Below are 24,822 nucleotides of genomic sequence, written 5' to 3' on the forward strand. Positions count from 1 at the left end.
CTCCTGCCCGGCGGACCCGGCCCCGTCGCCGAGGAGCTGTCAGCCGGCGTCCGACGCGGCCCGGCCGTCCGACGGGACCCGGCTGCTGCGGCGAGCCAGCGCTACCGCGTCCGAGGGGATGACCAGCGTCGGGCGGGTGGCGTGGTGCAGGACGCTGGCCGAGGTGCTGCCGAGCAGGGTCGCCCTGAGGCCGCGCCGGCCGCGGGAGCCGAGCACGATCATGTCGACGTCGAGCTCCTCGGCGGCCTCGACGATGGCCTCGGCAGCCGTGGCCATCGTCGAGGACACGTGGGGCTCGGCGACCAGCCCGAGGTCTCGGGCGACCTGTGCGCCGTCGGAGGCGATCCGCTCCGACACGTCGAGGGCTGCGGCGTCGAGACCTTGGAGCTGCTCGAGCGCCGGGTGGCCCTCGAGATGGGCCGCGAAGCCCTCCATGGGCTGGCGGGCGTAGAGCAGCACCGCGGTGGCGCCGGGGAAGAGCTCGGCGACGGTCTGCATCGCGCTGTGCGCGTTGGGCGACCCGTCGTAGGCGATGAGCAGGCGGGGGGTGGGCATGGTGTTTCCCTTCGGGTGGTGGTGAGGGGACTGGTCGGACCGGGGTGCGTGCGGCTAGCGGCCGATCGACGCGTCCGTCGCGGCGGCGGGGACCCGGGGCCTCGACATCGCGACGGCGGTCACGATCGCTCCGACCAGGGCGAGGATCCCCGCCCCGACGAACGCGGCCGAGTAGCCCTGCGTGAGCTCGACCCGCGAGGGACCGGTGCCGGACACGACGTAGACGATGGCCGTGAGCGCCGCGAGCCCGAGCGCGGACCCGATCTGGTAGCTCGTGCTCACGAGACCCGACGCCACGCCCGTCTCGGCCGCCGGTGCGGCGTTGATGGCCGTGCCGAGCGAGGGGACGAACGCGAGGGACATGCCGAGCGCGGCCAGGAGCGAGGCGGGCAGGACGTCGACGGCGTAGCTGCCGTCAGGGCGGACGAACGAGAGCCAGACGAGCCCGGCCGCGAGCAGCAGGAGGCCCGACACGATGAGGGACTTCGCGCCGAACCTCTCCTGGAGCCGGGGAGCCAGGGCGAGCATGACGAGGACGACGAGCCCGGTCATCGGCAGGAGCGCGGCGCCGGCGGCGAAGGCGCTCGCCCCGAGGACCTGCTGCAGGTACAGGTTCAGGAAGAACCACATCGAGACCCACGCGGCACCGAGCAGGAGCTGGGCACCGTTCGCGGCGCCGAGCAGCGGCGCGCGCAGCAGACCGAGGCGGAGCAGAGGGTTGCGGCTGCGTGCCTGGATGACGAAGAAGATCGCGAGCAGGACGACGCCGGCGGCCAGGGCGCCGAGGGTGGGCAGCGTGAGCCAACCGACCTCCGGGGCGTTGACGACCGCGTAGACGACGGCCGCGAGCCCGGCCGTCACGGTGAGTGCACCCGCGACGTCGATCGACCCCGACGCCTTCTTCTCGGTGCGCGGGAGCGTCGACGAGGTGAATGCGAGCACGAGGAGCGCGATCGGGACGGTGACGTAGAAGACCCAGGGCCAGCTCGCGTACTCGGTGAGGACTCCGCCGAGGAAGACTCCCGCGCTGCCTCCGACGGGTGCGGCCGCGCCGTAGACGGCGAAGGCCTTCGGCAGGTCGCGCGTGCCGCCGAAGAGCATCATCAGCAGGGTCAGTGCGGCGGGCGCGATCATCGCCGATCCCGCCCCTTGGATCGCACGGCCGGCGATCTCGAGCCCGATGGTGCTCGCGGCTCCCGCGAGGACCGACCCGACGATCAGCACGAGCCAGCCGAGCACGAAGATCTTGCGTGCACCGAAGACGTCGGCGAGGCGACCTCCCAGCAGGAGCAGGCCGCCGAAGGCGACCACGTAGGCGTTGAACACCCAGGACAGGGACTCGGGCGTGAAGCCGAGGTCGCGCTGGATGTCGGGCAGGGCGACGCCGATGATCGACGTGTCCATGATGACGACGAACTGCGCCGTGGCGATGAGCGCGAGGCCGAGCCACCGCTTCGCCGGCGACAGGGGTGGATGGGTAGACATGAGATCTCCTCCTGAGGGACGGCCGGCAGGCCCGGCGTCGGCAAAGGTATACCCATGGGGGGTATGGGTGTCAACACTCCCCGAAGTCGTTGGCGCGCCTTGGGGCGCGCTGCGGACTAGTACCCCGTAGGGGTATTCGCCGTCACGCCTGGCCGACACTCCGCGCGCTTCGCCCGACCCCTCGCCCCGACCGGGGACCCGTGCTTGCGGGATACCCCCTCGGGGTATATGTTCGAGAGAGAGATACCCGGTAGGGGTATCGGATCTCACGAGAGGAAGGCTCCGCCATGGCCACGAACGAGTACCAGGTGACGGGCATGACGTGCGGGCACTGCGAGCTGTCGATCCGCGAGGAGGTCGGACAGGTCGCCGGGGTCGAGGACATCCAGGTCAGCGCGCAGACGGGACGGCTCGTGGTGACGGGCCCCGTCGACGACGCGCAGGTCCTGGCCGCCGTCGAGGAGGCCGGCTACTCGGCGGTGCGGTCCGCATGAGGACGGGCGCACGACTGACCCTCTACGGCCTCGGGCTCGTGGTGGCCTTCGGGGGCGCGTACGGCGTCGCCGGGGCCGTCGTGCCCGAGAGCGCCGTCGTCGGCTGGACCGAAGGGAGCGAGATGAACGAGCACGGGGAAGAGCACGGTGCGGCGAGCACCGGAGCGGCGGGCGGTGCCGCGAGCGGGGTGAAGGGACTCGCGCTCGACGTCGACGGATACGCGCTGTCGACCGTCGACGCGCCCGCCGGGGTCGGCGATCCCGGGGAGCTGAGCTTCCAGGTCCAGGACCACGCAGGCACCCCGGTGACGGAGTACACGACCGCGCACGAGAAGGACCTGCACCTGATCGTCGTCCGGTCGGACGGCAGCCGGTTCCGGCACGTCCACCCCGTCCTGGACGAGGCATCGGGCACCTGGTCGACGCCGTGGGAGTGGGCGGCGGCCGGCAGCTATCGCGTCTTCGCCGACTTCACGCCGACGGGCGCGGACGAGTCCGCCCGCACGGTGACCCGCACGGTCCAGGTGGCCGGGGACCTCGTGCCCGTCGAGCAGCAGCCGACCCGGACCGCCCAGGTCGGCGGCTACACCGTGACCGTCGACGGCGAGCTGGTGGCAGGCACCTCGAGCGACCTCACCTTCACGGTCACCCGCGACGGCGAGCCCGTCACGGTCCTGGAGCCGTACCTGGGAGCGTTCGGCCACCTCGTCGCCCTGCGAGACGGCGACCTCGCCTACCTGCACGTCCACGCCGAGGGCGCGGACCCGGAGGCCGGGCAGACGACCGGGCCGGACATCGCCTTCGCCGCCGAGGCCCCGACCGCGGGCCGCTACCTGCTGTACCTGGACTTCCAGGTCGACGGCCAGGTCCACACCGCCGAGCTCGTGCTCGACGCCGCTCCTGGCGCCGACCCCACGGACCCCGAGGGCGGATCGCACCCGGAGGGGCACTGACCGAGAGGTCGGGCCCTTTCCCACCAGCCGAGAGAAGGAACTGCACATGAGCACATCAGCGCCTCCGGGCGTGATCACAGGCGTCGAGCTGGAGATCGGCGGCATGACCTGCGCCTCCTGCGCCATGCGGATCGAGAAGAAGCTGAACAAGCTCGACGGCGTGGTCGCGACCGTGAACTACGCGACCGAGAAGGCCAAGGTGACGGTCCCGGACGGGTACGACCCGGCGCTGCTGATCGCCGAGGTCGAGAAGACCGGGTACACCGCCGCGCTGCCCGTGCCCCGGGGCGCGAAGAAGGACGGTGCGTCCTCCGGCGGGGGAGAGGGCGAGGACCCCGAGCTGACCTCGCTGCGCAACCGGCTGGTCGGCGCGATCGTGCTGACCGTGCCGGTCATCGCGATGGCCATGGTCCCGGCGTGGCAGTTCACCTACTGGCAGTGGGCCTCGCTCGCGCTGGCCGCTCCCGTGATCGTGTGGGCGGCGTGGCCGTTCCACAAGGCGGCGTGGGCGAACCTCAAGCACGGCACCGCGACGATGGACACGCTCATCTCGATGGGCACGTCCGCGGCGTTCCTGTGGTCGCTGTACGCGCTGTTCCTCGGTACGGCGGGCACCCCGGGCATGACGCACCCGTTCGAGCTCGCGCTGGCGCCCTCCGACGGCGCGGCGAACATCTACCTCGAGGTGGGTGCCGGGGTCACGATGTTCATCCTTGCCGGCCGGTACTTCGAGAAGCGCTCCAAGAAGCAGGCCGGTGCGGCGCTGCGCGCGCTGCTCGAGCTCGGCGCGAAGGAGGTCTCTGTCCTGCGCGGAGCCGTCGAGACGAAGATCCCCGTCGAGGACCTGCAGGTCGGTGACGAGTTCGTCGTCCGCCCGGGCGAGAAGATCGCCACCGACGGCGTGGTGGTCACGGGCACGTCCGCCGTCGACGAGTCCATGCTCACGGGGGAGTCCGTGCCGGTCGAGGTCTCCGCGGGAGACACCGTCACCGGCGCCACGACGAACGCGGGCGGGCGGCTCGTGGTCCGTGCGACCCGGATCGGGTCGGACACGCAGCTCGCGCAGATGGCCAGGCTCGTCGAGGACGCCCAGACCGGCAAGGCCGAGGTACAGCGCCTGGCCGACAGGATCTCGGGCGTGTTCGTGCCGATCGTGATCGTCATCGCGGCCGCCGCGCTCGGGGGCTGGCTGGGCGCAGGTTTCCCGGTGAGCGCGGCCTTCACCGCAGCGGTCGCGGTCCTCGTGATCGCCTGCCCCTGCGCGCTGGGGCTGGCGACGCCCACCGCGCTCCTGGTCGGCACCGGGCGCGGCGCGCAGATGGGCGTGCTCATCAAGGGCCCGGAGGTGCTCGAGTCCACCCGCAAGATCGACACCGTCGTGCTGGACAAGACCGGCACCGTCACGACCGGCAAGATGACGCTCGTCGACGTGGTCGTGGAGCCGGGCACGGACCGCACCGAGCTGCTCCGACTCGCCGGCGCGCTCGAGGACGCCTCGGAGCACCCGATCGCGCAGGCTATCGCCAAGGGTGCGACGCAGGAGGTCGGCACGCTCCTCGCTCCCGAGGACTTCGCGAACATCGAGGGCAAGGGCGTGCAGGGCGTCGTCGACGGCCACGCCGTCCTGGTGGGCCGCGAGTCGTTGCTCGCCGAGTGGTCCCAGGAGCTGAGCCCGGCGCTCGCGGCCACCAAGGCGCGCGCCGAGGGGGAGGGCAAGACGGTCGTCGCCGTGGGCTGGGACGGTCGGGCGAGAGGCGTCCTCGTCGTGGCCGACACGGTCAAGCCGACGAGCGCCGAGGCGATCGCCCAGCTCAAGTCGATCGGCCTGACCCCTGTGCTCCTCACCGGTGACAACGAGGCCGTGGCCCGGCAGATCGCCGCGGAGGTGGGCATCGACGAGGTCATCGCCGAGGTCCTCCCCCAGGACAAGGTCGACGTCGTCACCCGTCTGCAGGGCGAGGGAAAGGTCGTCGCGATGATCGGCGACGGCGTCAACGACGCCCCGGCCCTCGCCCAGGCGGACCTGGGTCTCGCCATGGGCACCGGTGCCGACGTCGCGATCGAGGCGTCCGACATCACCCTGGTGCGCGGTGACCTGCGCAGCGCGGTGGACGCCATCCGTCTGTCCCGCAAGACGCTCGGAACGATCAAGACCAACCTGTTCTGGGCCTTCGCCTACAACGTCGCGGCCATCCCCGTCGCGGCGCTCGGCATGCTCAACCCCATGCTCGCAGGGGCCGCGATGGCGCTGTCGAGCGTCTTCGTCGTGGGCAACAGCCTGCGCCTGCGCGGGTTCCGGAGCGTCGCCAGGTCGTGACCTCCCCGAACCCACACCACCACCCACAGGAAGCACGAAGGGAACCACTCACGATGGCAAACGAACCTCAGGCCGGCTGTTGCAGCACCGGTGCGTCCACCCCCGCGGGAGCGGGCGACGGCACCGAGAACCTGCTCGGGGCCGCGAGCGACGACATGACCACCTGCCCGGTCATGGTCGGCAGCCCCGTCAGCAAGAAGGCGGCCGAGGCGACCGGCCTGTACCGGGACCACGAGGGCGAGCGGTACTACTTCTGCTGCGCCGGATGCGGTCCGGCCTTCGACTCGGACCCCGCGAAGTACGCCGCGAACATGGCGTAGCGACGTGGACACGGGGTCCGCGGCCCGCCCGCGGGCGCCGCGGGCCCCGGGGGCGGGGACCGCGGGCGCGGCCGGCCCCGGGGGCGGGATCGCTAGGAGGTCGCGACGGACGTGGCGACGTTCTCCATGCCGAGCACCTGGACGCCGGTGGTCGCCCCGGCGGGCGGGATGTACATCGCGACCATGGTCGTGTACCCGACGTTGAGCTTGTTCGTCGTCTCGTTCGCGCCGAAGAGCGCCTTCTCGGTCTCCGAACCGGGAGCGATCTTGCCGCCCTCCTCGATGGTCCGTGTCTCGAGAGCGCTCAGCCCGGCCATGACCATCGCACCGCCGTCGGCCGTGCGTACCGCGCGGACCTCGTCGGGCGTCGGGGTGAACGTCATGGTCATCGTCCCTGCGGCCTTGCTCAGCTCTGCCATCTGCACGGTCGCGTTGTTCGCGACCCATGCGCGCAGCGGGTCGTCGGCGAACGACCCGGCGTAGGCGGAGCCGGCACCGAGGTTCAGGACGTCCGCGTACTGGGCCACCGCGTCCGCCGGGGTCACGAGGAGCGACGCGTCGTCCAGGGGGACGGACTCGCTGCCGACCGCGGGTCCCGCGAACGTTGGCAGGGTCGCGCTCGGGAACAGCCGGACCCAGGCCCACAGCTTGTACGGGTCGCGGGCCGTCGCCTGATCGTACGCGAGCAGCCGCGGCGACTGGAGGTCCTCGGGCTGGACCGTCACGGCGTAGGCCTGGCGGGGCCAGGAGTCCGTCGTGGTGATGATGTCCTGCTGGACGTCGGTCGGCAGGACCGTGATCAGGTCCTGGTTCCCGCGCACCGCGGCGACGGCGAGCTGGCTCGTGCGCAACGAGAGCGCCGGACCGGCGAGCCGGTTCGCGAGGGGGGCCACGTCGTTGGCCGCGCCGGCCTCGTCGAGCGTGGCCCCGACGGCGGTGCGTACCTCGGCCATCTGGTCGGCCGTCAGTGCGGGGACCGCCTCGGTGGGTGTCGGGTCGGGGCTGGCGGTGGGCAGGGGCGAGGCGCAGCCGGCGAGCAGGATCGCTCCGGCGAGGGCACCTGCCACGGCGGCCGTACGGGTCGCTGAGCGGCGAGTCGTGCGCTTGCTCATCGGTCTCCTCCGGTCGAGTCGGGGGTCTGGGTCTGGTCGTCCTCGCCCGAGGTGGGCGGGGCGGCCTTCGTCTGGTTGAAGCCCCAGGCCTGGCGCCAGGCGTCGGCCCGGGCGGCCGAGCCGCCGTCTGCACCGGCCTGCGGCTCGGTCGTCGGGGCGGGCACGACGGGCTGGGCTGCGGTGGCGTTCTTCTGTCGGCCGGGCACGATCGGGATCTGCCCGGTCAGCCAACGGTTGCGGGGGCGCGTACGGGCCTCCTCCTGGGCGGCGTTCTCGGCCTCGAGGCGTTCCCGCTCGGCCCTCTCCCTCAGCTCGCGGCGCGTGAGCGAGGCGGTCGCGCCGGTCTGTGCCAGGGGTTCGCGCCGAGCGGTGCTCGTGCCGTCTCCCGGCGCGGGGTCGTTCGCGGCAGGGCTCGTCGGCGTCGCCGCCGGAGCGGCGCGACCGTCCGTCCTCGTGCCGTTCTTGCCGTTCTCGTCCTTCGCGGTGCGCCCGGACGGCTTGCCGCCCTTCCTGCCGCTCAGGAACGAGATGACGCCGATCGCGAGCCCGGCCAGCAGCAGCAGCGTGCCGCCGGCGATCCCCGGCCACTGCCACGGGGTCGAGACCTCACGGGTCCAGGTCAGGGTCACGACGGGAGCGGCAGGGTCCTCACCCGTGCCGGCGGCGAGCAGGCTCCAGCGGCCCGGACGGTCGGACCAGCGCAGGCTGACCTCGCCCGCGCCCGCCGACTCGGCGAACCACATGTCAGAACCGGCCGGGTCGGCACCGACCACGGGGGTCGCGGCGGCCGCCTCGTCCGTCGCGGTCTCACCCTCCGCCGGGACCTCACCCTCCGCGGGGACCTCACCTTCCGCGGGGGTCTCCTCGGCGGGGGGCGGCGCGGCGACCGACCGGGTCGAGAGCGTGTCCCAGTCGGCAAGGCCCGTGACGACCGTGTGCGCGTCCGTGCCGACCCATCCCTCGACGTCGACCTCACGGCCGATCACGAGGGTGACAGGCTTGTCGGCCGAGGTCTTCGCGGTGACGGTCACGTCGCCGGCGACCATGTCGAGGACGCCGGGCTCGGACACGACGAGCGGCGACGAGCCGTCGGCGGGGGTCGAGGCGACCACCGTCTCGCTCTCACGCCAGACCGTCGCCGAGGCGACCCCCGTGCCGATCCCCACCAGGCCGAGCACGATCAGGCCGGCGGCCAGGATTCGTTGAAGCACCGAGTTTTCCCTTCGTCATGGACAATCCACAATAGAGGCGAACGTGGGCCGGATTCGAAAGTTCGCCGGATGGCGACGATCGCCGCAGACTCTTCACGAACTCCTCGCGACACCCTGACGGTACCCATTCCGGGTATTCAGGACACAGCCGGGCCACGTATCCTGGTGGACGATCCACAGGTCGGGCTGCCGGTGACGCGCCGGCACTCATCCCCCGACACCCATGCTGGCGTGGACCAGCCCAAGGCGGAAGGTCGACCCGTGTCCGACGAACGCACACTGTTCCCCATCACCATGCGCGGCTACGACCGCATCATGGTGGAAGGCCAGCTGGCCAAGCTCGAGAAGGACCTCGAGGAATCCCGACACCGAGCGGAGGCCGCTGACGCACGGGCCGTGCAGCTCACGTCGGACCTCCAGGACGCCCAGCGCCAGCTCCGCGAGACCGACCGCCCGTCGTACGCCGGCCTGGGGTCCCGCATCGAGCAGCTCCTCCGCTCGGCCGAGGAGCAGTCCGCGGACATCCTGGCCCAGGCGAACGCCCAGGCGGTCGACATCATGTCCCGCGCGAAGGTCGCAGGCGGCCAGATCCGCTCGCGCGCCGAGAACGAGGTCGCCGAGCTCCTGTCGAACGCGCGCCGCGAGGCCGAGGAGATCCGGTCGACCGCCGCCGCGGAGACCGAGAGCACGCTGGTGGGCGCCCAGCGCCGTGCCGAGGAGTTCGTGGGCTCGGCCGAGCGTGAGGCCGCCCGCATCCAGAGCGCGCTGAACACCGAGGAGAGCGAGCGTCGCTCGAGCCTCGAGCGCGAGCTGGGCACGTTGCGCGCCCAGACGGAGCGCGAGACGACCGAGCTGCGTGTGGCGACCGAGCGCGAGACCGCGGAGCTGCGTGCCCGGGTGTCGGCAGAGACCGCCGCGATGCGCGAGGCCGCCGAGCGCGAGACGACCGAGCTGCGCGAGACGACGCGCCGCGAGGCCGAGCGTCAGGTCGCCGAGGCCAAGCGCGCGGCGTCCGAGGCCGCGAACGCCGTGACGTCGGAGATGGAGGAGCTGCGCGAGAAGGCGCGGACCACCCTCGCCGAGGCCGAGCTCGACATCGCCCGCCGGCGCGAGGAGGCCGAGCTGGAGAGCGCACAGCGCCACCAGGTCGCCAAGGAGGAGACCGAGAAGCTCGTCGCGACCGCCGAGGCGCACGCCTCGGACGCCGAGGCCCGCGTGGTCGCCGCGCTCGAGCAGGCCGAGAAGGTCCGCACCGAGTCCGACGAGTACGTCAAGGAGGTCATCGCGACCGCGCGCCACAACGCCGACCGCGTGGTCGCCGAGGCCCGCGAGTTCGCCGAGCAGACCGTCGGGGACGCCAAGGCGGAGGCTGAGCAGCAGCGCGCTGCCGCTCAGCGACAGCTCGAGGACCTCACGCGTCAGCACGAGTCGATCAACACGTACCTCGACGAGCTGCGCGGTCTCCTGGGCGACAGCGACGCCGGGGCGGCCAAGGCGAAGGCCGCCCCTCCCGCCGCGATCGCGGGCACGCCCGCCCAGCGGGCTCGTGCCGCGAACCTCATGACCGCGGAGTTCCCGCAGGTCGAGGCCGCGGAGCCCGAGGCCGAGTCGGCTCGCACGGCCGACGAGCCCGAGGCTCCCGCGCGGACCAAGGGCTGACGAGATGACGACCGACGGCGACGGCACGGGACGCACGGCTCCCGGGTCGTCGCCGTCGTCGCACCCGGAGGGGGTCGCGGGCACGGGCAGCGGTTCCGGCGCGCCGCCCGCCGGTACCGGCCGGCCCGACGACGTCGCCGCCTGGCGTGCCCAGCGCACCGAGGCCGCGGCACACCAGGCGGCCGAGCTCGAACGGCGCCGCGCGCAGGAGTCCGCCGAGGCGGCGGTCCTCCTGCGCGAGTTCGTCGCCGAGGCCGGGCGTCGCGGCATCGCGCCCGTGCCGCTCCAGGCCCGGTCGTACGCGGGCGACGCGACGTACCGGACCCGCACCCTCGGCTGGTACCTGCGCAAGAACCGGACGCTCGCGGTCGGCACCGACGGCGCGTTCTACGTCCTCAGCGTTCCCGGCGGTCTCTCGGCCCGGCTGCGCGGCGCGGTCCTCACGCCCTCGGACCCCCCGCTCGTGCTCGGCAAGGGCGGCCGCGACGGCGAGTCGATCTCGCTCGCCGACGCCGTCGCGCTGGTCCTCGAGCGCGGCTGACCGGCGGCCGCGGCCGACCGACGCCGCCCGGCTCCCCCGACGTCACCCCTTGGCAGTCGCCCAGAGGTCCCCGAGCGCGTTCGCGACCGCTGCCGGTTCCTCGACCGCGCTCATGTGACCGGCGGACTGCACCAGGACGAGCGAGGTGCCGCGCGCGGCGTCGACCATGTGCTCGGCCGCCTCGACGGGCGTCAGGGTGTCCTCCTCGCCCACGACCACCGTGATCGGGCCCGCGAAGCGGGCCAGGACCTCGGTGCGGTCCGGGCGGGCGGCCATGGCGCGCTGGGCCCACGCGACGCCGTCGGGCCGCTGGGAACGGATCCACTCCTCGAGGCGAGCCGTCAGCGCGGGGCGCGCGACCTTGCTCGTCGCCCCGAGGAGCGCGCCCGGCATGCCGAGCACGGCGTCGACGGTGGCGCTGCTCGTGACGGCCTCGGCGATGCGCAGGCGGTTGGCGCGCGCCTCGTCGGTGTCCGCGGTGGACTTGGTGTCCACGAGGCCCAGCGCGACCGTGAAGTCCGGGTGCCTCTCGGCGGCCGCGAGCGCGACGTACCCGCCCATCGACATGCCGACGACGACCGCGCGCTCGACGCCCGCGGCTCGCGCCGCAGCGACCACGCCGTCCGCGGCGGTCTCGATCGAGGCGGGCTCGGCGCCGAGCGGGCTCTGGCCCGCGCCCGGGAGGTCGACCGCGAGGACGGTGGCACCGTCCGGCAGGGCGGCGGCGACGTCGAGCCACATGCGGTGGTCGAACGGGAAGCCGTGCACGAGGAGCAGAGGCAGGCCGTGCCCGTGGCGCAGGGTGTGGAGAGCGAGGCGTCGGTCGGTCGTGGTCATGGTTCCTGTCCCGTCGTCGGTGGCTGGACGTGCGTACGGCTGGCGTCGTAGGAGGCCTGGTCGGTGGTCTCGGTGTCCGTCCCGGTCTCGGTCGCCGCGTCCCACGTCGTGGGCAGCGGCACGGGGAACCCGGGCAGCACGTGCGCGACGATCTCGTCGAGCACGCGACGGACCGACGGCTCCCCGACCCACAGGTGCTTGGCTCCCTCGACGGCGATGACCTCGGCCTGGGGCACGCGTGCGAACCGCCGGCGGGCCTCGTCGGGACGCAGGTAGTCGTCGAGCTCGGGGACCAGGACCACGAGCGGCTTGCCGAACGCGGCCCACCGGTCCAGGTCCTCGTCGGTCGCACGGTGCAGGGGCGGGGAGAGCAGGATCGCGCCCTCGATGCCCGGGTCGGTGCCGTGCTTGAGCGCGATCTCGGTCCCGAACGACCACCCCACGAGCCACCGGTTCGGCAGGTCGTGGAACTCGGCGAGCTCGATCGCGGCGGCGACGTCGAAGCGCTCGGCCTCGCCGCCGTCGAACGTGCCCTCGCTCGTCCCGCGCGGCGACGACGTGCCGCGCGTGTTGAACCGCAGCACCGCGAGGTCCGCGAGCGCCGGCAGGCGCCACGCCGCCTTGCGGTAGACGTGGGAGTCCATGTAGCCGCCGTGCGTGGGCAGCGGGTGCAGCGTGATCAGCGTGCCCGACGGCGCCGCGTGCGCCGGGAGCGCGAGCTCGCCCACGAGGGTCAGGCCGTCCGCGGTGTGCAGCTCGACGTCCTCACGGCGGGCCGGCAGGACCGTGAGCGAACGGATCGGGGCGCCGTGCTCGGCCGGCTTTCCCTCGGGGGCCGTGGGCACCGCGGGGGGCGCCTGCTGCTCGGGCTGCACGGCGGCGACCGGAGCCGCGGACCGGTCTGCGGCCTGTGCGGCGGGCTCGTCGGGGCGGTCGGACGCGGGGTCGGGACGGTGCGCGTTCATCACGACCGAGCCTAGCCCGCGGTTCCGCGAGCGCAGGTCAGCGCCGTCGTTCGCGCGCCGCCCAGCATCCCGAGTGCCAGTGCCGGCGGTCCTCGAGGGCCGAGGCCGCGCCGAACATCGAGTCGTTGGCCCACGCGACCACGTGGCTCGTGCCCGCCGGGATGGTCTGACGGCAGCCGGGGCACACGTAGGACTTGTCCCCCGAGCGCACGGTGCGGACCGACCACTCGCCGTCGGACCCCGACTCGGAACGCAGCCCGCCGAGGGCACGCCCCAGGTCGAGGGGCGCGGGCTCTGCTCCCCAGGGGCGACGACGGGAGGGACGCTTCGACGGCATCCGTCCATTGTCCCTGCTGCGGCCCTCTCCCAGCGGCCTCCCAGAGAGTGCGGCTAGAGTGACCTGGCCTGCAACCCGTGCCCGGCACCGTGTTCACTCCCGGTCGTGCGCGGAGACCCCCGACCGAAGGATCCTTGTGAAGCTCCGTACCTCTCGCGGCCTCGTCGCGATCGCCCTGGGGACCGCCCTGGTCCTCTCCGGCTGCGCCAGCGGCAACGACGGTGGCGCCAGCCCCTCGCCCAGCGAGTCGGCCGCCAGCGACGTCCCGACGCCCTCCGCGGAGGACGTCGCGGCGCTCGAGGCCGTGACGGTCACGGGCGAGGCCGGCGCCGAGCCCACCGTGGAGTTCGAGAAGCCGTTCACGGTCTCGGCCGCGGTCGCCCGCTCCCTGAGCGACGGAGACGGTGACACGATCACCAAGGGCCAGCAGATCTCCATGCAGTCGGTCGCCTTCCTGGGTACCGACGGCAGCAAGGCGGGGTCCACGTGGGAGAAGGGCAGCCCTGAGCCGCTCCTGCTGTCGGACGACATCTACCCGCAGCTCCTCGACGTCGTCGTGGGCAAGAAGGTCGGCACCCGCTTCCTCTTCGCCGGCCCGACCGGCGACGGTTCGCAGACGCTCCTGACCGTCGGTGAGATCGTCGACACGAAGGACGTGCCGACCCGGGCCGAGGGCGAGGCCGTGACCCCGGCCGAGGGCCTGCCCGTCGTCACGCTCGACGACTCGGGCAAGCCGAGCATCGACATCCCCGAGGGTTACGCGGCCCCGACCGAGCTGGTCACCCAGACCCTGATCAAGGGCGACGGCCCCGAGGTCACGGCCGACAGCACGATCACGGCGCACTACACGGGCTGGACGCTCGACGGCAAGGTCTTCGACTCCTCGTGGGAGAACGGCACACCCATGACGATCCCGCTCTCGAACCTCATCGAGGGCTGGAAGCAGGGGCTCACCGGACAGACCGTCGGCAGCCAGGTGCTCCTGGTCGTCCCCGCGTCGCTCGCCTACGGCGAGGCGGCGAGCGACAGCAACCCGCTGGGTGGCCAGACGCTGGTCTTCGTGCTCGACGTCCTCGACGCCTCCTGACCAGGACGCCCTCCTGACGGCCCAGCCGTCGGAGCACCGAAGGGCCGCCTCCCGTCCGCGGGAGGCGGCCCTTCTCGTGTGCTGGACCGCGCCGTCCTGCGCGCGGCCCTCGGCAGGCCGCCCCCCAGGAACAGCACCTAGGCTCTGCCCATGAGCACAGAGCGCGAAGTCATGACGTGGGAGCTGTTCGGCACCGCGTCCAGGCAGCTGGCCGAGCAGGTGGTGGCCGGCGGCTTCCTGCCCGACGTCGTCGTCGCGATCGCCCGCGGCGGGCTCCTGCCCGGTGGGGCCGTGGCCTACGCGCTGGGGACCAAGGGTGTGGGGACGCTCAACGTCGAGTTCTACACGGACATCGGCCAGACGCTCGCCGACCCGCGCGTCCTGCCCCCGCTCATGGACACGTCCGAGCTCCCGGGGTCCAAGGTCCTCGTGGTCGACGACGTCGCGGACTCGGGCCGCACGCTCGCCCTGGTCATGGACATGCTCGCCGAGCACGGCACCGAGGCCCGCTCCGCGGTGCTCTACACCAAGCCGCGCACGATCATCCAGCCGGACTTCGCCTGGAAGGAGACCGACCTGTGGATCACGTTCCCGTGGTCGGCCGAGCCTCCTGTGGAGGGTGCGATGTCGAGGCCGAACGACTGACCCGTACCGGGGCCGGCGACCGCGGTCCCGGCCGGCTCCCAGTCCTCGGCCACGCGCCGTCACAGGAGACGACCCCGCGTTGACGTGGCAGCGCGCACCGAGGCGCTACGACGCCGCGAGCGTCGTCGGGCGCGTCGTTGGGAGGATCGACTGATCGAGGACCTGCTCGACGTCTCGAAGACACTTCATGAGGAACTCGAACGTCAAGGGCGCCACGAGCTCTCCTGCGCCAGCCTCACGGAGGGCCCTGGAGAGTCGAGGCGACGCGATGAGCGATCCGAAGGCGGGCTCGTCCGGCTCCCGTAGCCCCTCCAGGAGGGGCACCAACGACGCGCGTCTGTCGTCCTCGTCGAGCGCGCTCAACGCCGACCGGAACCGCTGCATCCAGTCGTCGTAGGAGTCGACCCGGGTCAACGGCACGCCGGCATCCATCAGCCAGTCGACCATCCTGTCGAGCGAGATACCGTCGTCGAACGGATTCACCAGATGGTAGGTCGTGTAGCCCCGCGAGGCGCGACGCTGGACCAGCGTCGTCACAGCGCTCGCGACGGAGTCGACGGGCAGGCCGTCGTAGTGCGCGCGCCCGCCGTCGTGGCGGTAGAACGAGGCCGGGACCAGACCTGTGCGAGTCACGCTGAAGAGGAGCCGCGTGAACGTGTCGGTGACGTTGATCTGTCCGCCGTGCTGGGAGTGCGCCAAGATCATGCTGGATCGGAACACGGTCACCGGTAGCCCGTAGCGCTCGTGAGCGTCACGAAGAAGCACCTCGCCGGCCCACTTCGACGTCGCATAACCGTCGACGATCCCCTCGGTCGATCGGACCTCGGGGAGCTCCTCGCGGATGTCTACGAACTCGTCCAGCGGCGACGAGCGTCCGCGCAGGAGCGCGGTGGCGATGCTCGACATGAACGTGACGGGCTTGAGCGCGCCCGTGGTGGCCAAACGGATGATCTCCGCCGTGCCGTTGACGTTGGCGGCGAAGAGCTCACGGTAGGGCAGCGCATGGTTGACCATCGCCCCGGCGTGCACGATATCGCCGACCTCACGCACGAGCCGGCCCCAGACGGCCTCGTCGAGGCCCAGTCGCGGCTCCGCGAGGTCCCCCGCGATCACGTCGAGATGCGTCGCGACACTGTCGAACTCCGCCAACAGGTCGGTCGACGTGGAGAATGCGCCCCGTAGTCGCTCACGGGCGGACGCGTCGTCACGTGCGCGCACGAGGCACACGACACGACTGCCCGTGTCTGCGAACCGGTGCAGCAGGTCGAGGCAGAGGAAGCGTCCGAGGTAGCCGCTCGCGCCGGTGACAAGGATCGATCGGGGCTGGGGGTTCACCGAAACCGCGAGAGAGCTCTCCGAGCTCGACGCGAACCGGGGAGCCGTGAGATCCGTGGCTCGCAGACGTCCGGCTTCCGCGCCATGGATCTCGTCGAACGACACCGAACGTTGGTCCGACGCCCGCTTGACGTCGATGTGGTCGGCTAGCTCACGCAGCGAGTAGGAGTCGCTGACCACCATGTCGACAGAGACGCGGACACCGAAGACCTGCTCCAGGACCCGGGCCAGATGGACAGCTGTGAGCGAGTCGCCACCGAGGCTCCGGAACCTCGACGTCTCGTCGATGTCATCGGGATCGGCCTGCAGCGACACGGCGACGGCACGGCGTACGGTCGTGACGGTGTCCCCCTCGGCCCCGTGGGCGTACAGCCACTCAAGAAGCTCGTCCCGGCCGGATCGCAACTCCTCGTACAGCCCTGACAGCCGGGCTTCGTACTTCTCGGTCAGCCGCGGTCGGATCGGCTTGCGATGGTCCGAGAGGAGTCCGTTGCTCTCGGAGAACGGCTCGTGCTCGATCAGGACCGCAGAGGGGATCTCGTAGGAGTTCAGGCGAGCCTCGGCGGCGACCCTCCTCAGCTCCTGGAGCATTCGCGCGCGGATCGTCGGGCCGCCCTCAGCCCCGGCTTCGGCCCTGGTGGCCTCCGACGGCACGATGACCGCGAGGGTCGACGACTGATCGCTTCGGCCGTAGAGGAACGCCTGGTGGATGGCGGGGCTCCCGGCGACATACGTGGCCTCCAGCGACGGCAGCGCCACGAACTCCCCTTGAGCGAGCTTGATGATGGCGTTCTTGCGGTCGATGATGCGGATGTTGCCGTCGGCGTCGACGGCGGCGATGTCACCGGTCCGGTAGTAGCCGTCGACCGTGAAGATCTCCCGGTCGAGATCAGGGCGGTTGAAGTACCCGGGCACCGTCGAGGTGCTCTTGATCAGCAGCTCACCACGGGCATCCGGGCGATCCGACGTGAAGTACCCGAGCTCCGGGACGTCGTCGAGGCGATAGTCGATCACCGGCGGACGGAGGAAGCGCGCGTCTGCCAGGACCCCGCCGATCTCCGTCGTGCCGTAGAGCTCGTGCAGCTCGATCCGGAGCAGCGACTCCATGAAGCTCTTGAGCTCAGCAGAGACCGGCGCAGACGTGCAGCTTGCCCAGCGCACACGACCTCCGAGGAGCCGCTCGCGCATCTCCCCGAGGACGCCGACCTCGTCCAGATCGTCAGAAGGGCTCGAGCCGTGGAGACGACGCTGATACTCCTGATGAAGCAGCTCACAGACGCGTGGCACCAGAGACAGCTCTGTGGGCCGGGCAAGGCTGAGGTCGTCGAAGAAGCTCGACAGGTTGGTCGTCGACGCGAAGTACGTCACGCCGCCACGCGCCAAGGTGCTGCGGACGGAGGAGTGGCCGGCGACATGACTCATCGGCATGTAGTGGAAGCTCGCGATGTCGACCTCTCCGGCGAAGAACGCCGACCACCCTTCTCCGCCCCACATCTCCGCGACGAGCCGGTCCGTGTACATGGCCCCCTTGGGGGCCCCGGTGCTTCCGGACGTGTAGAGGAGCATCGCGAGGTGGTCCTCGGAGCGCTGCGCCGACGCGGCATCGTCCGCTCCGATGGCGTCGAGGTCGAGGGTCTCCGGGACGATGCGCCCGGTCCGGGTCAGGTCGTCGACGGCTTGGCGGTGCTCCGCCTGGCCGCCACGGTAGTCGAGGACGATCACCCGCTCCAGGCTGGGATGATCGGCGATCAGATCGGCGGCCCGATCAAGGAGCGAGACGGAGACCGCCAGCAGTCGAGGCGTCGACTCCTCGAGGATGGCGGAGTGCTGCGCCAGCGAACCACTGGTCTGGAGCGGCACCGTGGTGATGCCCGCGAGGTTGCAGGCGAAGTCGACGGTGGTGAGGTCGATGCCCGCGTGTCCGAGCAGCGCGACACGGTCGCCCTCGCGAACGCCGACGACCGCCGCGGTGGTCGCGACCGGAGTGCGGAGCTGCACGACGACCGACCGGACTCGCCGTTCGAGCTCACCGTAGGTCAGTGTCTCGTACGAGTCGAGCAGCCGGTGATCCAGATGGTCGATCTGCTTGTTCGTCATGGGTATCTGCCGGCGGTCCGCCAACGCTGGACGCTGGGCGAAACGCTCGAACGCGGAAGTCATCAAGGCTGCGAGTCGCATAGATCATTGCTCCACGGGTGTCTGAGGCGATGCACGCCTGTCGTCCGACGCGTCGCTCTCGTCGTGGCCGCGCACCGGCTGGCCTGAGTCCTGCGCGCCTGTGACCTGCAGACGACTGGGCAGGAGGCTCAGGGCGTCTTTGGTTGCGGGGTCGTTCGGTGTATAGACCTCGAGGCGGTGGTCCGGAGACTCCGGTTGCAGCCACACCTGGTACTCGACATCCATCGCCCCCAGCGTCGGGTGAGAGAGGACCATGGTGCCGACGGTGCAGTCAGCGACGTCGCCTTCGGCCCAGAGGCTGGCGAAATGATCGCTCTTCATCGACAGCTCACCGATCAGCTCCGCCAGTCGGGCGTCACTGGGATATCTGCCGGAGGTGAGACGCAGGTACGCCACATGGATGCGGGCGAGGTCATTCCAATTGCTGTAGAGATCGCGCGTCAACGAGTCCAAGAAGAAGGACCAGGGGACGGACGGCCTGCGGTGGATATCAAGCGGCGCCTCGAAAGGAAGGTGCTCGAAAAGCAGCTCATGACCGGAGTGGTTCCAGGCGAGAACGTCGCCACGGCGCCCCAGCACCACTGCGGGCATCGTCTCGTCGAGCGACTCGAACAACGAGAGCACCCGTTGATGGGGCTTCTCCGGAGCGTCACGTACCATTCGCGAACGGACGGGCGAGTGTGCGAGGTTGTGCAGGTGCGTGCGCTCCGCGTGATCGAGCCGCATCACAGATGCGAGCGCGTCCAGGACCTGCCACGACGCGGTGCCCGTCTGATCCTGCTCGATCCGTGTGTAGTAGCCGACGCTGACGCCCGCGAGGCGAGCGAGCTCCTCCCGCCGAAGCCCCGGCACGCGGCGGGGCGCGGCCCCTGGCTCCAAGCCGATGGAACCAGGGTCGGTCTTGTCGCGTCGCGTCTTCAGAAAGCTACCGAGCGTCTCGCCTTTCATGTTTCTCAGGCTAGCTCGCCGCGGGGTCGTCACACAGGCTGGAAGGTACCCCTCTCTGGTGCACCCAGGCGCGCCGGGGGCGTCCGCTCGAAAGGCCTGGTGGGTGCACGTGCGAGGGATACCTTCGTGAGGAGTACCACGGTGGCGAGTACCCACGACCGTGACATTGTCGCCCCACCAATTCCCCCCAAGCATGGGGACCATGGACGTCAATCAGCAGACAGCGAAGAGACACGTGACGACCGCGCCGGCCAGTTCGTGGTGGGGACTCATCGCGACGCTGGGCCCGGTCCTCGTGGTGGCCATGGACGGCTCGATCCTGTTCCTCGCGATGCCCAGCATCAACGAGGCGATCCAGCCGACGTCTGACCAGAGCTTGTGGATTCTCGACATCTACGGATTCGCCGTCGGCTCGTTGCTCATCACCTTCGGAAATCTCGGCGACAGGTTCGGCCGAAAGAAGCTGCTCGTCCTCGGAGCGGTCGTGTTCGGGGTCGGCTCCCTGTGCGGCGCGTTCTCCCCCACCCCCGAGGCCCTCATCGCCTCGCGGGCGCTGATGGGCCTGGGCGGAGCGACTCTTCTGCCCTCCTGTCTCGCCGTGATCAGTGAGCTGTTCAGCAACCCGACGCAACGCGCACGAGCCATCGGCATCTTCGCGGCGACCTTCGCCGCAGGGTTCGTCATCGGCCCCATCATCGGCGGCATCTTGCTCAACCACTTCTGGTGGGGCTCGGTCTTCCTGGTCAACATCCCCGTCATCGTCGTGTTCCTCCTCGCCGCCCCGGTCCTCCTGCGCGAGGTCCACGGAGCACGTCCGGGGAAGATCGATCTCCCGAGCGTCGTCATGTCGGCGTCCGGACTGCTCCTGGCGATCTACGGGGTGAAGCATGCCGCCACCTACGGCATCGACTGGCCCGCCGCCGGTCTGGTCGTCCTCGGCACGGCCGTCCTGATCGTCTTCGTCCGACGCCAGAAGCGGTTGGAGATGCCGTTGCTCGACGTCAGCCTGTTCAAGGAGCATGTCTTCGCGGTCGCGATCCTCACAGGGCTCCTCTCACTGTTCGTGTGGTCAGCCGCTGCGTTCTCGAGCATGACCTATCTGCAGTCCGTGCTCGGACTCTCAGTTCTGCAGGCGGCAGTCCTCGCGGTCCCCGGCGCGGTCATCCTCACGCTGTCGAGCGTGCTGACCCCGCGTCTGGTCGAGCGCATCGGCGCCCGGAACGCCCTGACCGTCTGCCACTTCTCCATGGCGGCGGGCATGTTCCTCCTCCTCTTCACCAGCCCTGGGACGGGCTCGACCTTCTACATCGCCTCGACGATCGTGGCAGGGGTCGGCTTCGGCATCTCGTTCAGCCTGGTCGCCGACACCGCGGTGGGCGCCGTTCCCGAGTCACGAGCGGGAGCAGCTGGCGCGATCGCCGAGACGAGCAACGAGATCGGCAACGCTCTGGGCATCGCCCTCCTTGGCTCGCTGCTGACCGTGGTCTTCCGCGCCGCGTACCCGGGCGACGAGACCGGCATCGCCGAAGTCGCGGACGGTCCCGGCATCGCGTCGCCCGCCTACGAGCAGGCGCAAGCCGCCTTCCTGACCGGCTATCACACGGTCGCCGTCGTCGCCGCCGTGATCTGTTGCGGACTTGGACTGCTCGCCCTCCGCTGGATTCCCCAGGAGAGCGTCGACGCCTCCGTCTGTCAGACCCCGTAGCGCGGTCGGCCCGGAGATCCCTCGACACCACCGCGCGAGCACCTCGGGCGCGTCGAGATACTGCCCCGCCCCGCTCTGCTCCCTCTGCCCTGCGTTGCTGGGGCCGGCCTTGCTGTTCTCCGCCGCGCCCGACTCCGCCCCACCCGACCCTGCCCTGCCCGGCCCTCAGAAGAAGGACACGCGAATGACCACTGTCACAACCGCCGTCCACGACGCCGCGACCGAAGCACGACGCACCGTCGCCGCGCTCCCTGCGGCGCAGCAGCCGACCTGGCGCGACGAGCCCGCGCGCGCGCAAGCGCTCGTCGCGCTCGGGGCCGGCCACCAGATCGTGTCCGAGTCGGAGGTCACGGACCTTCGCGCGAGACTCCGAGCGGTCGCCGACGGCAGGGCGGTCGTGCTCCAGGCCGGCGACTGCGCCGAGCCGATGACGGACACCTCCACCGTCGTGGTGGAAGCGAAGGCGCGAGCGATCGACGACATGAGCGCAGCCCTGGCCGCGGCGGGCTCACGGCCCGTCATTCGCATCGGGCGCATCGGCGGCCAATTCGGCAAACCGCGATCACAGACGCACGAGATGATCGGTGGGGCCTTGGTCCCGACCTATCGCGGCCCCCTGGTCAACGATCCCTTTCCCTCTGCGCGGGCGCGCGAGCACGAGCCGCAGCGGCTGCTACGCGCGCGCGAATCCGCTCATGCTGTCACAATGGCGCTTCGTCGCCGCGCCGGAAACACCGTCTGGACGAGCCACGAGGCTCTCGTGCTGGACTACGAGCTGCCGCAATTGAGACTGACTTCTCATGACGAGGTGATGTTGACGTCCGCCCACACGATCTGGATCGGCGCGCGGACGAATCAGCTCGACCACGCACACGTCGCGCTCGCCTCGCGAATCATCAACCCTGTCGGATGCAAGGTTTCCGCCGGTATCTCCCCTAGCGAGCTGCTGAGTCTCGTGGAGAAGCTCAATCCCCACCGCGAGAGCGGAAAGCTGATGCTGATCGCGCGAATGGGTTCAGGAATCGACCGGCTCCCGGCGCTGATGGAAGCGGTCCGTCGCGAAGGGCACCAGCCGATCTGGATGAGCGATCCGATGCACGGAAACACGACGACGGCTGCCGACGGCCGCAAGACGCGGTACATCGAGTCGATCACCGAGGAGCTCAGGCGGTTTCAGGACGTCGCCCGAGCAAGCGACTCGAGGGCGGGCGGCGTGCACCTGGAGACGACCATCGACGACGTCCGGGAATGCCTTGCCAACAAGCACGATCTTCGTGACGGCCATGCCCCGTACACCACGTTGTGCGACCCGCGACTGACCGTGGCGCAAGCCATCGAGGTCTTGGGCCACTGGCAGATCGGAGATCGGTCATGACGACGAACACCCACTGGGACGCGGCTCAGGCGATCCGCTACGCGACACCGCGGCCCGAGGAGTACCCCGAGCCCATCGTCCGATGGCGGGCCTCGGCGGCGCGGTCGGTGCTCCTCGTGCACGACATGCAGCGCTACTTCCTGGACCGGTTCGACGTCACCCAGCAACCGGCCAAGGGGCTCGTCGAGAACATCGAACGCGCGCTCGCCACGGCCCGGCGGGTGGGTGTCCCGGTCGTCTACACCGCACAGCCGGGGAGCATGACGACGGAAGAGCGTGGACTGTTGAGGGACTTCTGGGGTCCAGGCATGACGGTGTCGCCCGAGCACCGTCGTGTGATCGACCGCCTCGCCCCGCAACCCGAGGATCTCGTCCTGGACAAGTGGCGCTACTCGGCGTTCGCGCGGTCGTCCCTCGACGAGCACATCCGTGGGATGCGACGCGATCAGCTGGTGATCTGCGGCATCTACGCGCATGTCGGCGTCCTCGCTACGGCGCTGGACGCGTACACCAGGGACATCGAGACGTTCGTGCTCGCCGATGCCGTAGCGGATTTCGACCGGACACAACATCTGAACGCGTTGGACTACACCGCACGCACCTCCGCTCGGGTGATCCCCACCGCCACGGCCCTCGACGAATGGGAACGAACCGATGAGAACTAGCACCAGCGATTCGTTCGCATTGATCATGAAGGACGGCGTGGTGCATCACTACACCGGCGATTCCGTGCTGTTCGACGACATCGAGCAGGCCCAGTCCGAGACCGGCGAGCTGCTCCTGGCCGTCCCGTTCCGTCAGGCGCTCCGAGGCGGTCGGCCAACATCTCCCGCGGAACGTTCCGCACGCGAGCATGTGTCCGCCATTCGCGTGCGGGGCCACGAGGAGATGTTGGCCGAGAACTTCCTGCAGGCGGGCACGTCGTCGGCGATCGAGCTTCTCGATGGCCATTTCGAGGTGGACGACGTGGAATTCGCTCAGCGGGTGCGGTCCGTCGTGGAGAACGAGATCCGCGCCGGACACGGCTCGAACTTTGTGCTGCACCGGACCTATCGGGGACGGGTCGCGCTCCGCAGCGTGGAGACGGAGATGTCGATCTACCGCTCGCTCCTTCAGGCCGAGTCCGGCGCCTACTGGACATTCCTGGTGCACTTTCCCGATCACAGCCTGATCGGCGCGAGTCCGGAGATGCACCTTCGCCGGGACCCTGACCGGCTCACCACCATGAACCCGATCTCGGGCACCTATCGATATCCACGAGGAGGCCCGGACGAGCGATCTCTGCGAGCGTTCCTCCAGGACCCGAAGGAGCGCAACGAGCTCTACATGGTCGTCGACGAGGAGCTCAAGATCATGTCGGACCTCTGCGACGAGCGACCGTGGATCTCCGGCCCCCGGCTGCGCTTCATGTCGAGCCTCGCTCACACCGAGTACTTCGTCCACGGCCACAGCTCGCTGCCCTGGTCCTCAGCGATTCGCCGGTCGCTCGTCGCTCCGACCATCCTGGGGAGCCCGCTGGAGTCCGCGTTTCGTATGGCCGCACGCAACGACCTCAGCGCCCGGAACTACCTGGGCGGCGTCCTCGCCCACGTCTCCGGACAGGGGGACGAGAGCTTCGATTCCGCGATCCTGATCCGCACCGCCTGCCTCGAGGAGTCCGGGGAGGTCTCGATCCCCATCGGATCCACCATCGTCCGAGACTCCGATCCGACCCTTGAGGCGGCCGAGACCACAGCGAAAGCCTCAGGAGTGCTTGCCGCCTTCTCTCGCCTGGACGGAACGGCGCTCGAAGCCCTGGCGCAGGAGTTCCTGGAGCAGAGGACCGACGAGGTGGCGGACTTCTGGAATCACACCGCAGGAGCGTCGTCGAGTCTGCGGATGACCAAGGCTGTCGTCATCGACCACGAGGACCGCTTCACGGGCATGCTCGCCGCCCACCTTCGATCCATGGGGCTCCAGGTGTCGGTGATCGCCGGCCCCCCGACCGAGGCCCAGCTGGACGATGCTGATCTGCTCGTGCTCGGACCTGGGCCGGGCGATCCGAACGACGAAGCCGATGCCCGGATCGCAGCGGCACGCGAGCTTGCCCGATGGGCCGTCGTCACACGCCGGATCCCGACCCTCGCCGTCTGCCTCTCTCACCAGCTCGTCTGCCGGGAGCTCGGCCTCGCCGTCAGAAGACTGCCGCAGCCGAATCAGGGGAGCCAACGGGAGATCAACTTCTTCGGCGAGCGTGTGCGCCTCGGCTTCTACAACTCCTTCAGTGCCTACGCAGAACCGGGCTCCGCTCACGATCTCGAGGTCGCCGCGGACGCGACGACCGGCGAGGTCCACGCGATCAGAGCCGACGGCCTCATCGGACTGCAGTTTCACCCGGAGTCCATCCTGAGCGTCGACGGAGCCAAGGTGCTACGACGGTCCGTCGCATCCCTCCTGGCTCCGACGTCGTCCCCGCTCTGGCAGACAGCTGCTGGGCTCGACCTGGATCTTCAGACGCCCATGAGGCCTGCCGTCATCTGACCGGTGTGACCACGGGAGCACGGGAGCACGGGAGCACGGGAGCACGGGAGCACGGGAGCACGGGAGCACGGGAGCACGGAACGGTGATCCGAGCGGGCATACGCCTCCCCGAAGGCGGGCCCTGGTGTCGCCGTGGTACGGGATCGCGTCGTTCCCTCCGCGATCGGGACGGGCTGCGGCGACGGTCCCTCGGTCGGTCAGGCCGATGAACGACGAGAGGTGGGGGGGGGGGGGGGGGGGGCG

Annotated in this window: 21 protein-coding genes; 12 read left to right on the plus strand and 9 right to left on the minus strand. The window is 70.5% G+C overall.

Annotated elements, in window-relative coordinates; genetic code table 11:
• Positions 1–39: 39 nt before the first annotated feature.
• Positions 40–555: a universal stress protein gene (locus tag H9640_RS10990; RefSeq protein WP_191790761.1), complete on the minus strand. Its 516-nt coding sequence runs from the start codon at positions 553–555 to the stop codon at positions 40–42.
• A gap of 54 nt (positions 556–609) precedes the next feature.
• Positions 610–2,040 carry an MFS transporter gene (locus tag H9640_RS10995; RefSeq protein WP_191790762.1) on the minus strand — a complete coding sequence of 477 codons (1,431 nt, stop codon included), beginning with the start codon at positions 2,038–2,040 and terminating at the stop codon, positions 610–612.
• A gap of 287 nt (positions 2,041–2,327) precedes the next feature.
• Between H9640_RS10995 and H9640_RS11000 the strand changes: the two genes are divergently transcribed.
• Genes H9640_RS11000 through H9640_RS11015 form a run of 4 tightly spaced genes read left to right on the plus strand, consistent with a single transcriptional unit; the run spans position 2,328 to position 6,124 of the window.
• The gene (locus H9640_RS11000; RefSeq protein WP_030153329.1) at positions 2,328–2,534 is read left to right on the plus strand and encodes a heavy-metal-associated domain-containing protein; all 207 of its coding nucleotides are present in this window, start codon (positions 2,328–2,330) and stop codon (positions 2,532–2,534) included.
• Entirely contained in the window at positions 2,531–3,487 is a 957-nt protein-coding gene (locus H9640_RS11005; protein ID WP_191790763.1) for a heavy-metal-associated domain-containing protein, read from the plus strand. Before H9640_RS11000 ends, H9640_RS11005 begins: the two co-directional genes overlap by 4 nt.
• A gap of 46 nt (positions 3,488–3,533) precedes the next feature.
• Positions 3,534–5,804 carry a heavy metal translocating P-type ATPase gene (locus tag H9640_RS11010; RefSeq protein WP_191790764.1) on the plus strand — a complete coding sequence of 757 codons (2,271 nt, stop codon included), beginning with the start codon at positions 3,534–3,536 and terminating at the stop codon, positions 5,802–5,804.
• Between the two features lie 53 nt (positions 5,805–5,857).
• Positions 5,858–6,124 carry a YHS domain-containing protein gene (locus tag H9640_RS11015; RefSeq protein WP_191790765.1) on the plus strand — a complete coding sequence of 89 codons (267 nt, stop codon included), beginning with the start codon at positions 5,858–5,860 and terminating at the stop codon, positions 6,122–6,124.
• A 92-nt stretch (positions 6,125–6,216) separates the two neighbouring features.
• On the opposite strand, the gene H9640_RS11020 is transcribed toward H9640_RS11015, so the two are convergent.
• Together H9640_RS11020 and H9640_RS11025 are read right to left on the minus strand one after the other, a co-directional pair.
• Entirely contained in the window at positions 6,217–7,236 is a 1,020-nt protein-coding gene (locus H9640_RS11020; protein WP_191790766.1) for a hypothetical protein, read from the minus strand.
• Positions 7,233–8,447: a hypothetical protein gene (locus H9640_RS11025; RefSeq protein ID WP_191790767.1), complete on the minus strand. Its 1,215-nt coding sequence runs from the start codon at positions 8,445–8,447 to the stop codon at positions 7,233–7,235. Before H9640_RS11025 ends, H9640_RS11020 begins: the two co-directional genes overlap by 4 nt.
• 261 nt (positions 8,448–8,708) lie before the next feature.
• Between H9640_RS11025 and H9640_RS11030 the strand changes: the two genes are divergently transcribed.
• A complete protein-coding gene (locus tag H9640_RS11030) occupies positions 8,709–10,106 on the plus strand; it encodes a coiled-coil domain-containing protein (RefSeq protein WP_191790768.1) in 1,398 nt (465 codons plus the stop codon).
• A 4-nt stretch (positions 10,107–10,110) separates the two neighbouring features.
• Positions 10,111–10,647, plus strand: coding sequence for a hypothetical protein (locus H9640_RS11035; protein ID WP_191790769.1), 537 nt, complete (start codon positions 10,111–10,113; stop codon positions 10,645–10,647).
• Positions 10,648–10,689: 42 nt separating this feature from the next.
• Here H9640_RS11035 and H9640_RS11040 read toward each other — a convergent pair whose 3' ends face one another.
• From H9640_RS11040 to H9640_RS11050, 3 genes are all read right to left on the minus strand, one after another.
• A complete protein-coding gene (locus H9640_RS11040; RefSeq protein ID WP_191790770.1) occupies positions 10,690–11,484 on the minus strand; it encodes an alpha/beta fold hydrolase in 795 nt (264 codons plus the stop codon).
• Positions 11,481–12,329 (minus strand): alpha/beta hydrolase, encoded by an 849-nt coding sequence (locus tag H9640_RS11045; RefSeq protein WP_191790901.1) that lies wholly within the window; start codon positions 12,327–12,329, stop codon positions 11,481–11,483. The genes H9640_RS11040 and H9640_RS11045 overlap by 4 nt, the downstream gene beginning before the upstream one ends.
• 157 nt (positions 12,330–12,486) lie before the next feature.
• Positions 12,487–12,786, minus strand: a complete 300-nt coding sequence (locus H9640_RS11050) for a hypothetical protein (RefSeq protein WP_191790771.1) — start codon at positions 12,784–12,786, stop codon at positions 12,487–12,489.
• Between the two features lie 136 nt (positions 12,787–12,922).
• Here H9640_RS11050 and H9640_RS11055 point away from each other — a divergent pair, with 136 nt between their 5' ends.
• Positions 12,923–13,873: an FKBP-type peptidyl-prolyl cis-trans isomerase gene (locus H9640_RS11055; RefSeq protein ID WP_191790772.1), complete on the plus strand. Its 951-nt coding sequence runs from the start codon at positions 12,923–12,925 to the stop codon at positions 13,871–13,873.
• Between the two features lie 150 nt (positions 13,874–14,023).
• Positions 14,024–14,518, plus strand: a complete 495-nt coding sequence (locus H9640_RS11060; protein WP_191790773.1) for a phosphoribosyltransferase — start codon at positions 14,024–14,026, stop codon at positions 14,516–14,518.
• 105 nt (positions 14,519–14,623) lie between these two features.
• On the opposite strand, the gene H9640_RS11065 is transcribed toward H9640_RS11060, so the two are convergent.
• Both H9640_RS11065 and H9640_RS11070 read right to left on the minus strand, forming a co-directional pair.
• On the minus strand, positions 14,624–17,950 hold the full coding sequence (locus tag H9640_RS11065) for a thioester reductase domain-containing protein (protein WP_191790774.1): 3,327 nt from the start codon (positions 17,948–17,950) through the stop codon (positions 14,624–14,626).
• Between the two features lie 84 nt (positions 17,951–18,034).
• A complete protein-coding gene (locus H9640_RS11070; RefSeq protein WP_191790775.1) occupies positions 18,035–18,979 on the minus strand; it encodes a helix-turn-helix transcriptional regulator in 945 nt (314 codons plus the stop codon).
• Between the two features lie 235 nt (positions 18,980–19,214).
• Between H9640_RS11070 and H9640_RS11075 the strand changes: the two genes are divergently transcribed.
• The 4 genes from H9640_RS11075 to H9640_RS11090 all read left to right on the plus strand — a co-directional run bounded on the left by H9640_RS11075 (position 19,215) and on the right by H9640_RS11090 (position 24,579).
• The gene (locus H9640_RS11075) at positions 19,215–20,684 is read left to right on the plus strand and encodes an MFS transporter (protein ID WP_318243743.1); all 1,470 of its coding nucleotides are present in this window, start codon (positions 19,215–19,217) and stop codon (positions 20,682–20,684) included.
• A gap of 184 nt (positions 20,685–20,868) precedes the next feature.
• Positions 20,869–22,059 (plus strand): 3-deoxy-7-phosphoheptulonate synthase, encoded by a 1,191-nt coding sequence (locus H9640_RS11080; RefSeq protein ID WP_191790777.1) that lies wholly within the window; start codon positions 20,869–20,871, stop codon positions 22,057–22,059.
• Positions 22,056–22,724 (plus strand): isochorismatase family protein, encoded by a 669-nt coding sequence (locus H9640_RS11085; protein ID WP_191790778.1) that lies wholly within the window; start codon positions 22,056–22,058, stop codon positions 22,722–22,724. Before H9640_RS11080 ends, H9640_RS11085 begins: the two co-directional genes overlap by 4 nt.
• Positions 22,714–24,579, plus strand: a complete 1,866-nt coding sequence (locus H9640_RS11090) for an anthranilate synthase family protein (protein ID WP_191790779.1) — start codon at positions 22,714–22,716, stop codon at positions 24,577–24,579. Before H9640_RS11085 ends, H9640_RS11090 begins: the two co-directional genes overlap by 11 nt.
• Positions 24,580–24,822 lie beyond the last annotated feature (243 nt).

Source organism: Oerskovia gallyi (assembly GCF_014836745.1).
GTDB lineage: Bacteria > Actinomycetota > Actinomycetes > Actinomycetales > Cellulomonadaceae > Oerskovia > Oerskovia paurometabola.

Excerpts from the sequence above, each read along its gene's own strand:
- H9640_RS11035 (WP_191790769.1), top strand. The coding sequence starts at position 10,111 with ATGACGACCGACGGCGACGGCACGGGACGCACGGCTCCCGGGTCGTCG.
- H9640_RS11080 (WP_191790777.1), top strand. The coding sequence starts at position 20,869 with ATGACCACTGTCACAACCGCCGTCCACGACGCCGCGACCGAAGCACGA.
- H9640_RS11060 (WP_191790773.1), top strand. The coding sequence starts at position 14,024 with ATGAGCACAGAGCGCGAAGTCATGACGTGGGAGCTGTTCGGCACCGCG.
- H9640_RS11010 (WP_191790764.1), top strand. The coding sequence starts at position 3,534 with ATGAGCACATCAGCGCCTCCGGGCGTGATCACAGGCGTCGAGCTGGAG.
- H9640_RS11050 (WP_191790771.1), bottom strand. The coding sequence starts at position 12,786 with ATGCCGTCGAAGCGTCCCTCCCGTCGTCGCCCCTGGGGAGCAGAGCCC.
- H9640_RS10990 (WP_191790761.1), bottom strand. The coding sequence starts at position 555 with ATGCCCACCCCCCGCCTGCTCATCGCCTACGACGGGTCGCCCAACGCG.
- H9640_RS11090 (WP_191790779.1), top strand. The coding sequence starts at position 22,714 with ATGAGAACTAGCACCAGCGATTCGTTCGCATTGATCATGAAGGACGGC.
- H9640_RS10995 (WP_191790762.1), bottom strand. The coding sequence starts at position 2,040 with ATGTCTACCCATCCACCCCTGTCGCCGGCGAAGCGGTGGCTCGGCCTC.
- H9640_RS11040 (WP_191790770.1), bottom strand. The coding sequence starts at position 11,484 with ATGACCACGACCGACCGACGCCTCGCTCTCCACACCCTGCGCCACGGG.
- H9640_RS11000 (WP_030153329.1), top strand. The coding sequence starts at position 2,328 with ATGGCCACGAACGAGTACCAGGTGACGGGCATGACGTGCGGGCACTGC.
- H9640_RS11085 (WP_191790778.1), top strand. The coding sequence starts at position 22,056 with ATGACGACGAACACCCACTGGGACGCGGCTCAGGCGATCCGCTACGCG.
- H9640_RS11015 (WP_191790765.1), top strand. The coding sequence starts at position 5,858 with ATGGCAAACGAACCTCAGGCCGGCTGTTGCAGCACCGGTGCGTCCACC.
- H9640_RS11070 (WP_191790775.1), bottom strand. The coding sequence starts at position 18,979 with ATGAAAGGCGAGACGCTCGGTAGCTTTCTGAAGACGCGACGCGACAAG.
- H9640_RS11065 (WP_191790774.1), bottom strand. The coding sequence starts at position 17,950 with ATGACGAACAAGCAGATCGACCATCTGGATCACCGGCTGCTCGACTCG.
- H9640_RS11020 (WP_191790766.1), bottom strand. The coding sequence starts at position 7,236 with ATGAGCAAGCGCACGACTCGCCGCTCAGCGACCCGTACGGCCGCCGTG.
- H9640_RS11005 (WP_191790763.1), top strand. The coding sequence starts at position 2,531 with ATGAGGACGGGCGCACGACTGACCCTCTACGGCCTCGGGCTCGTGGTG.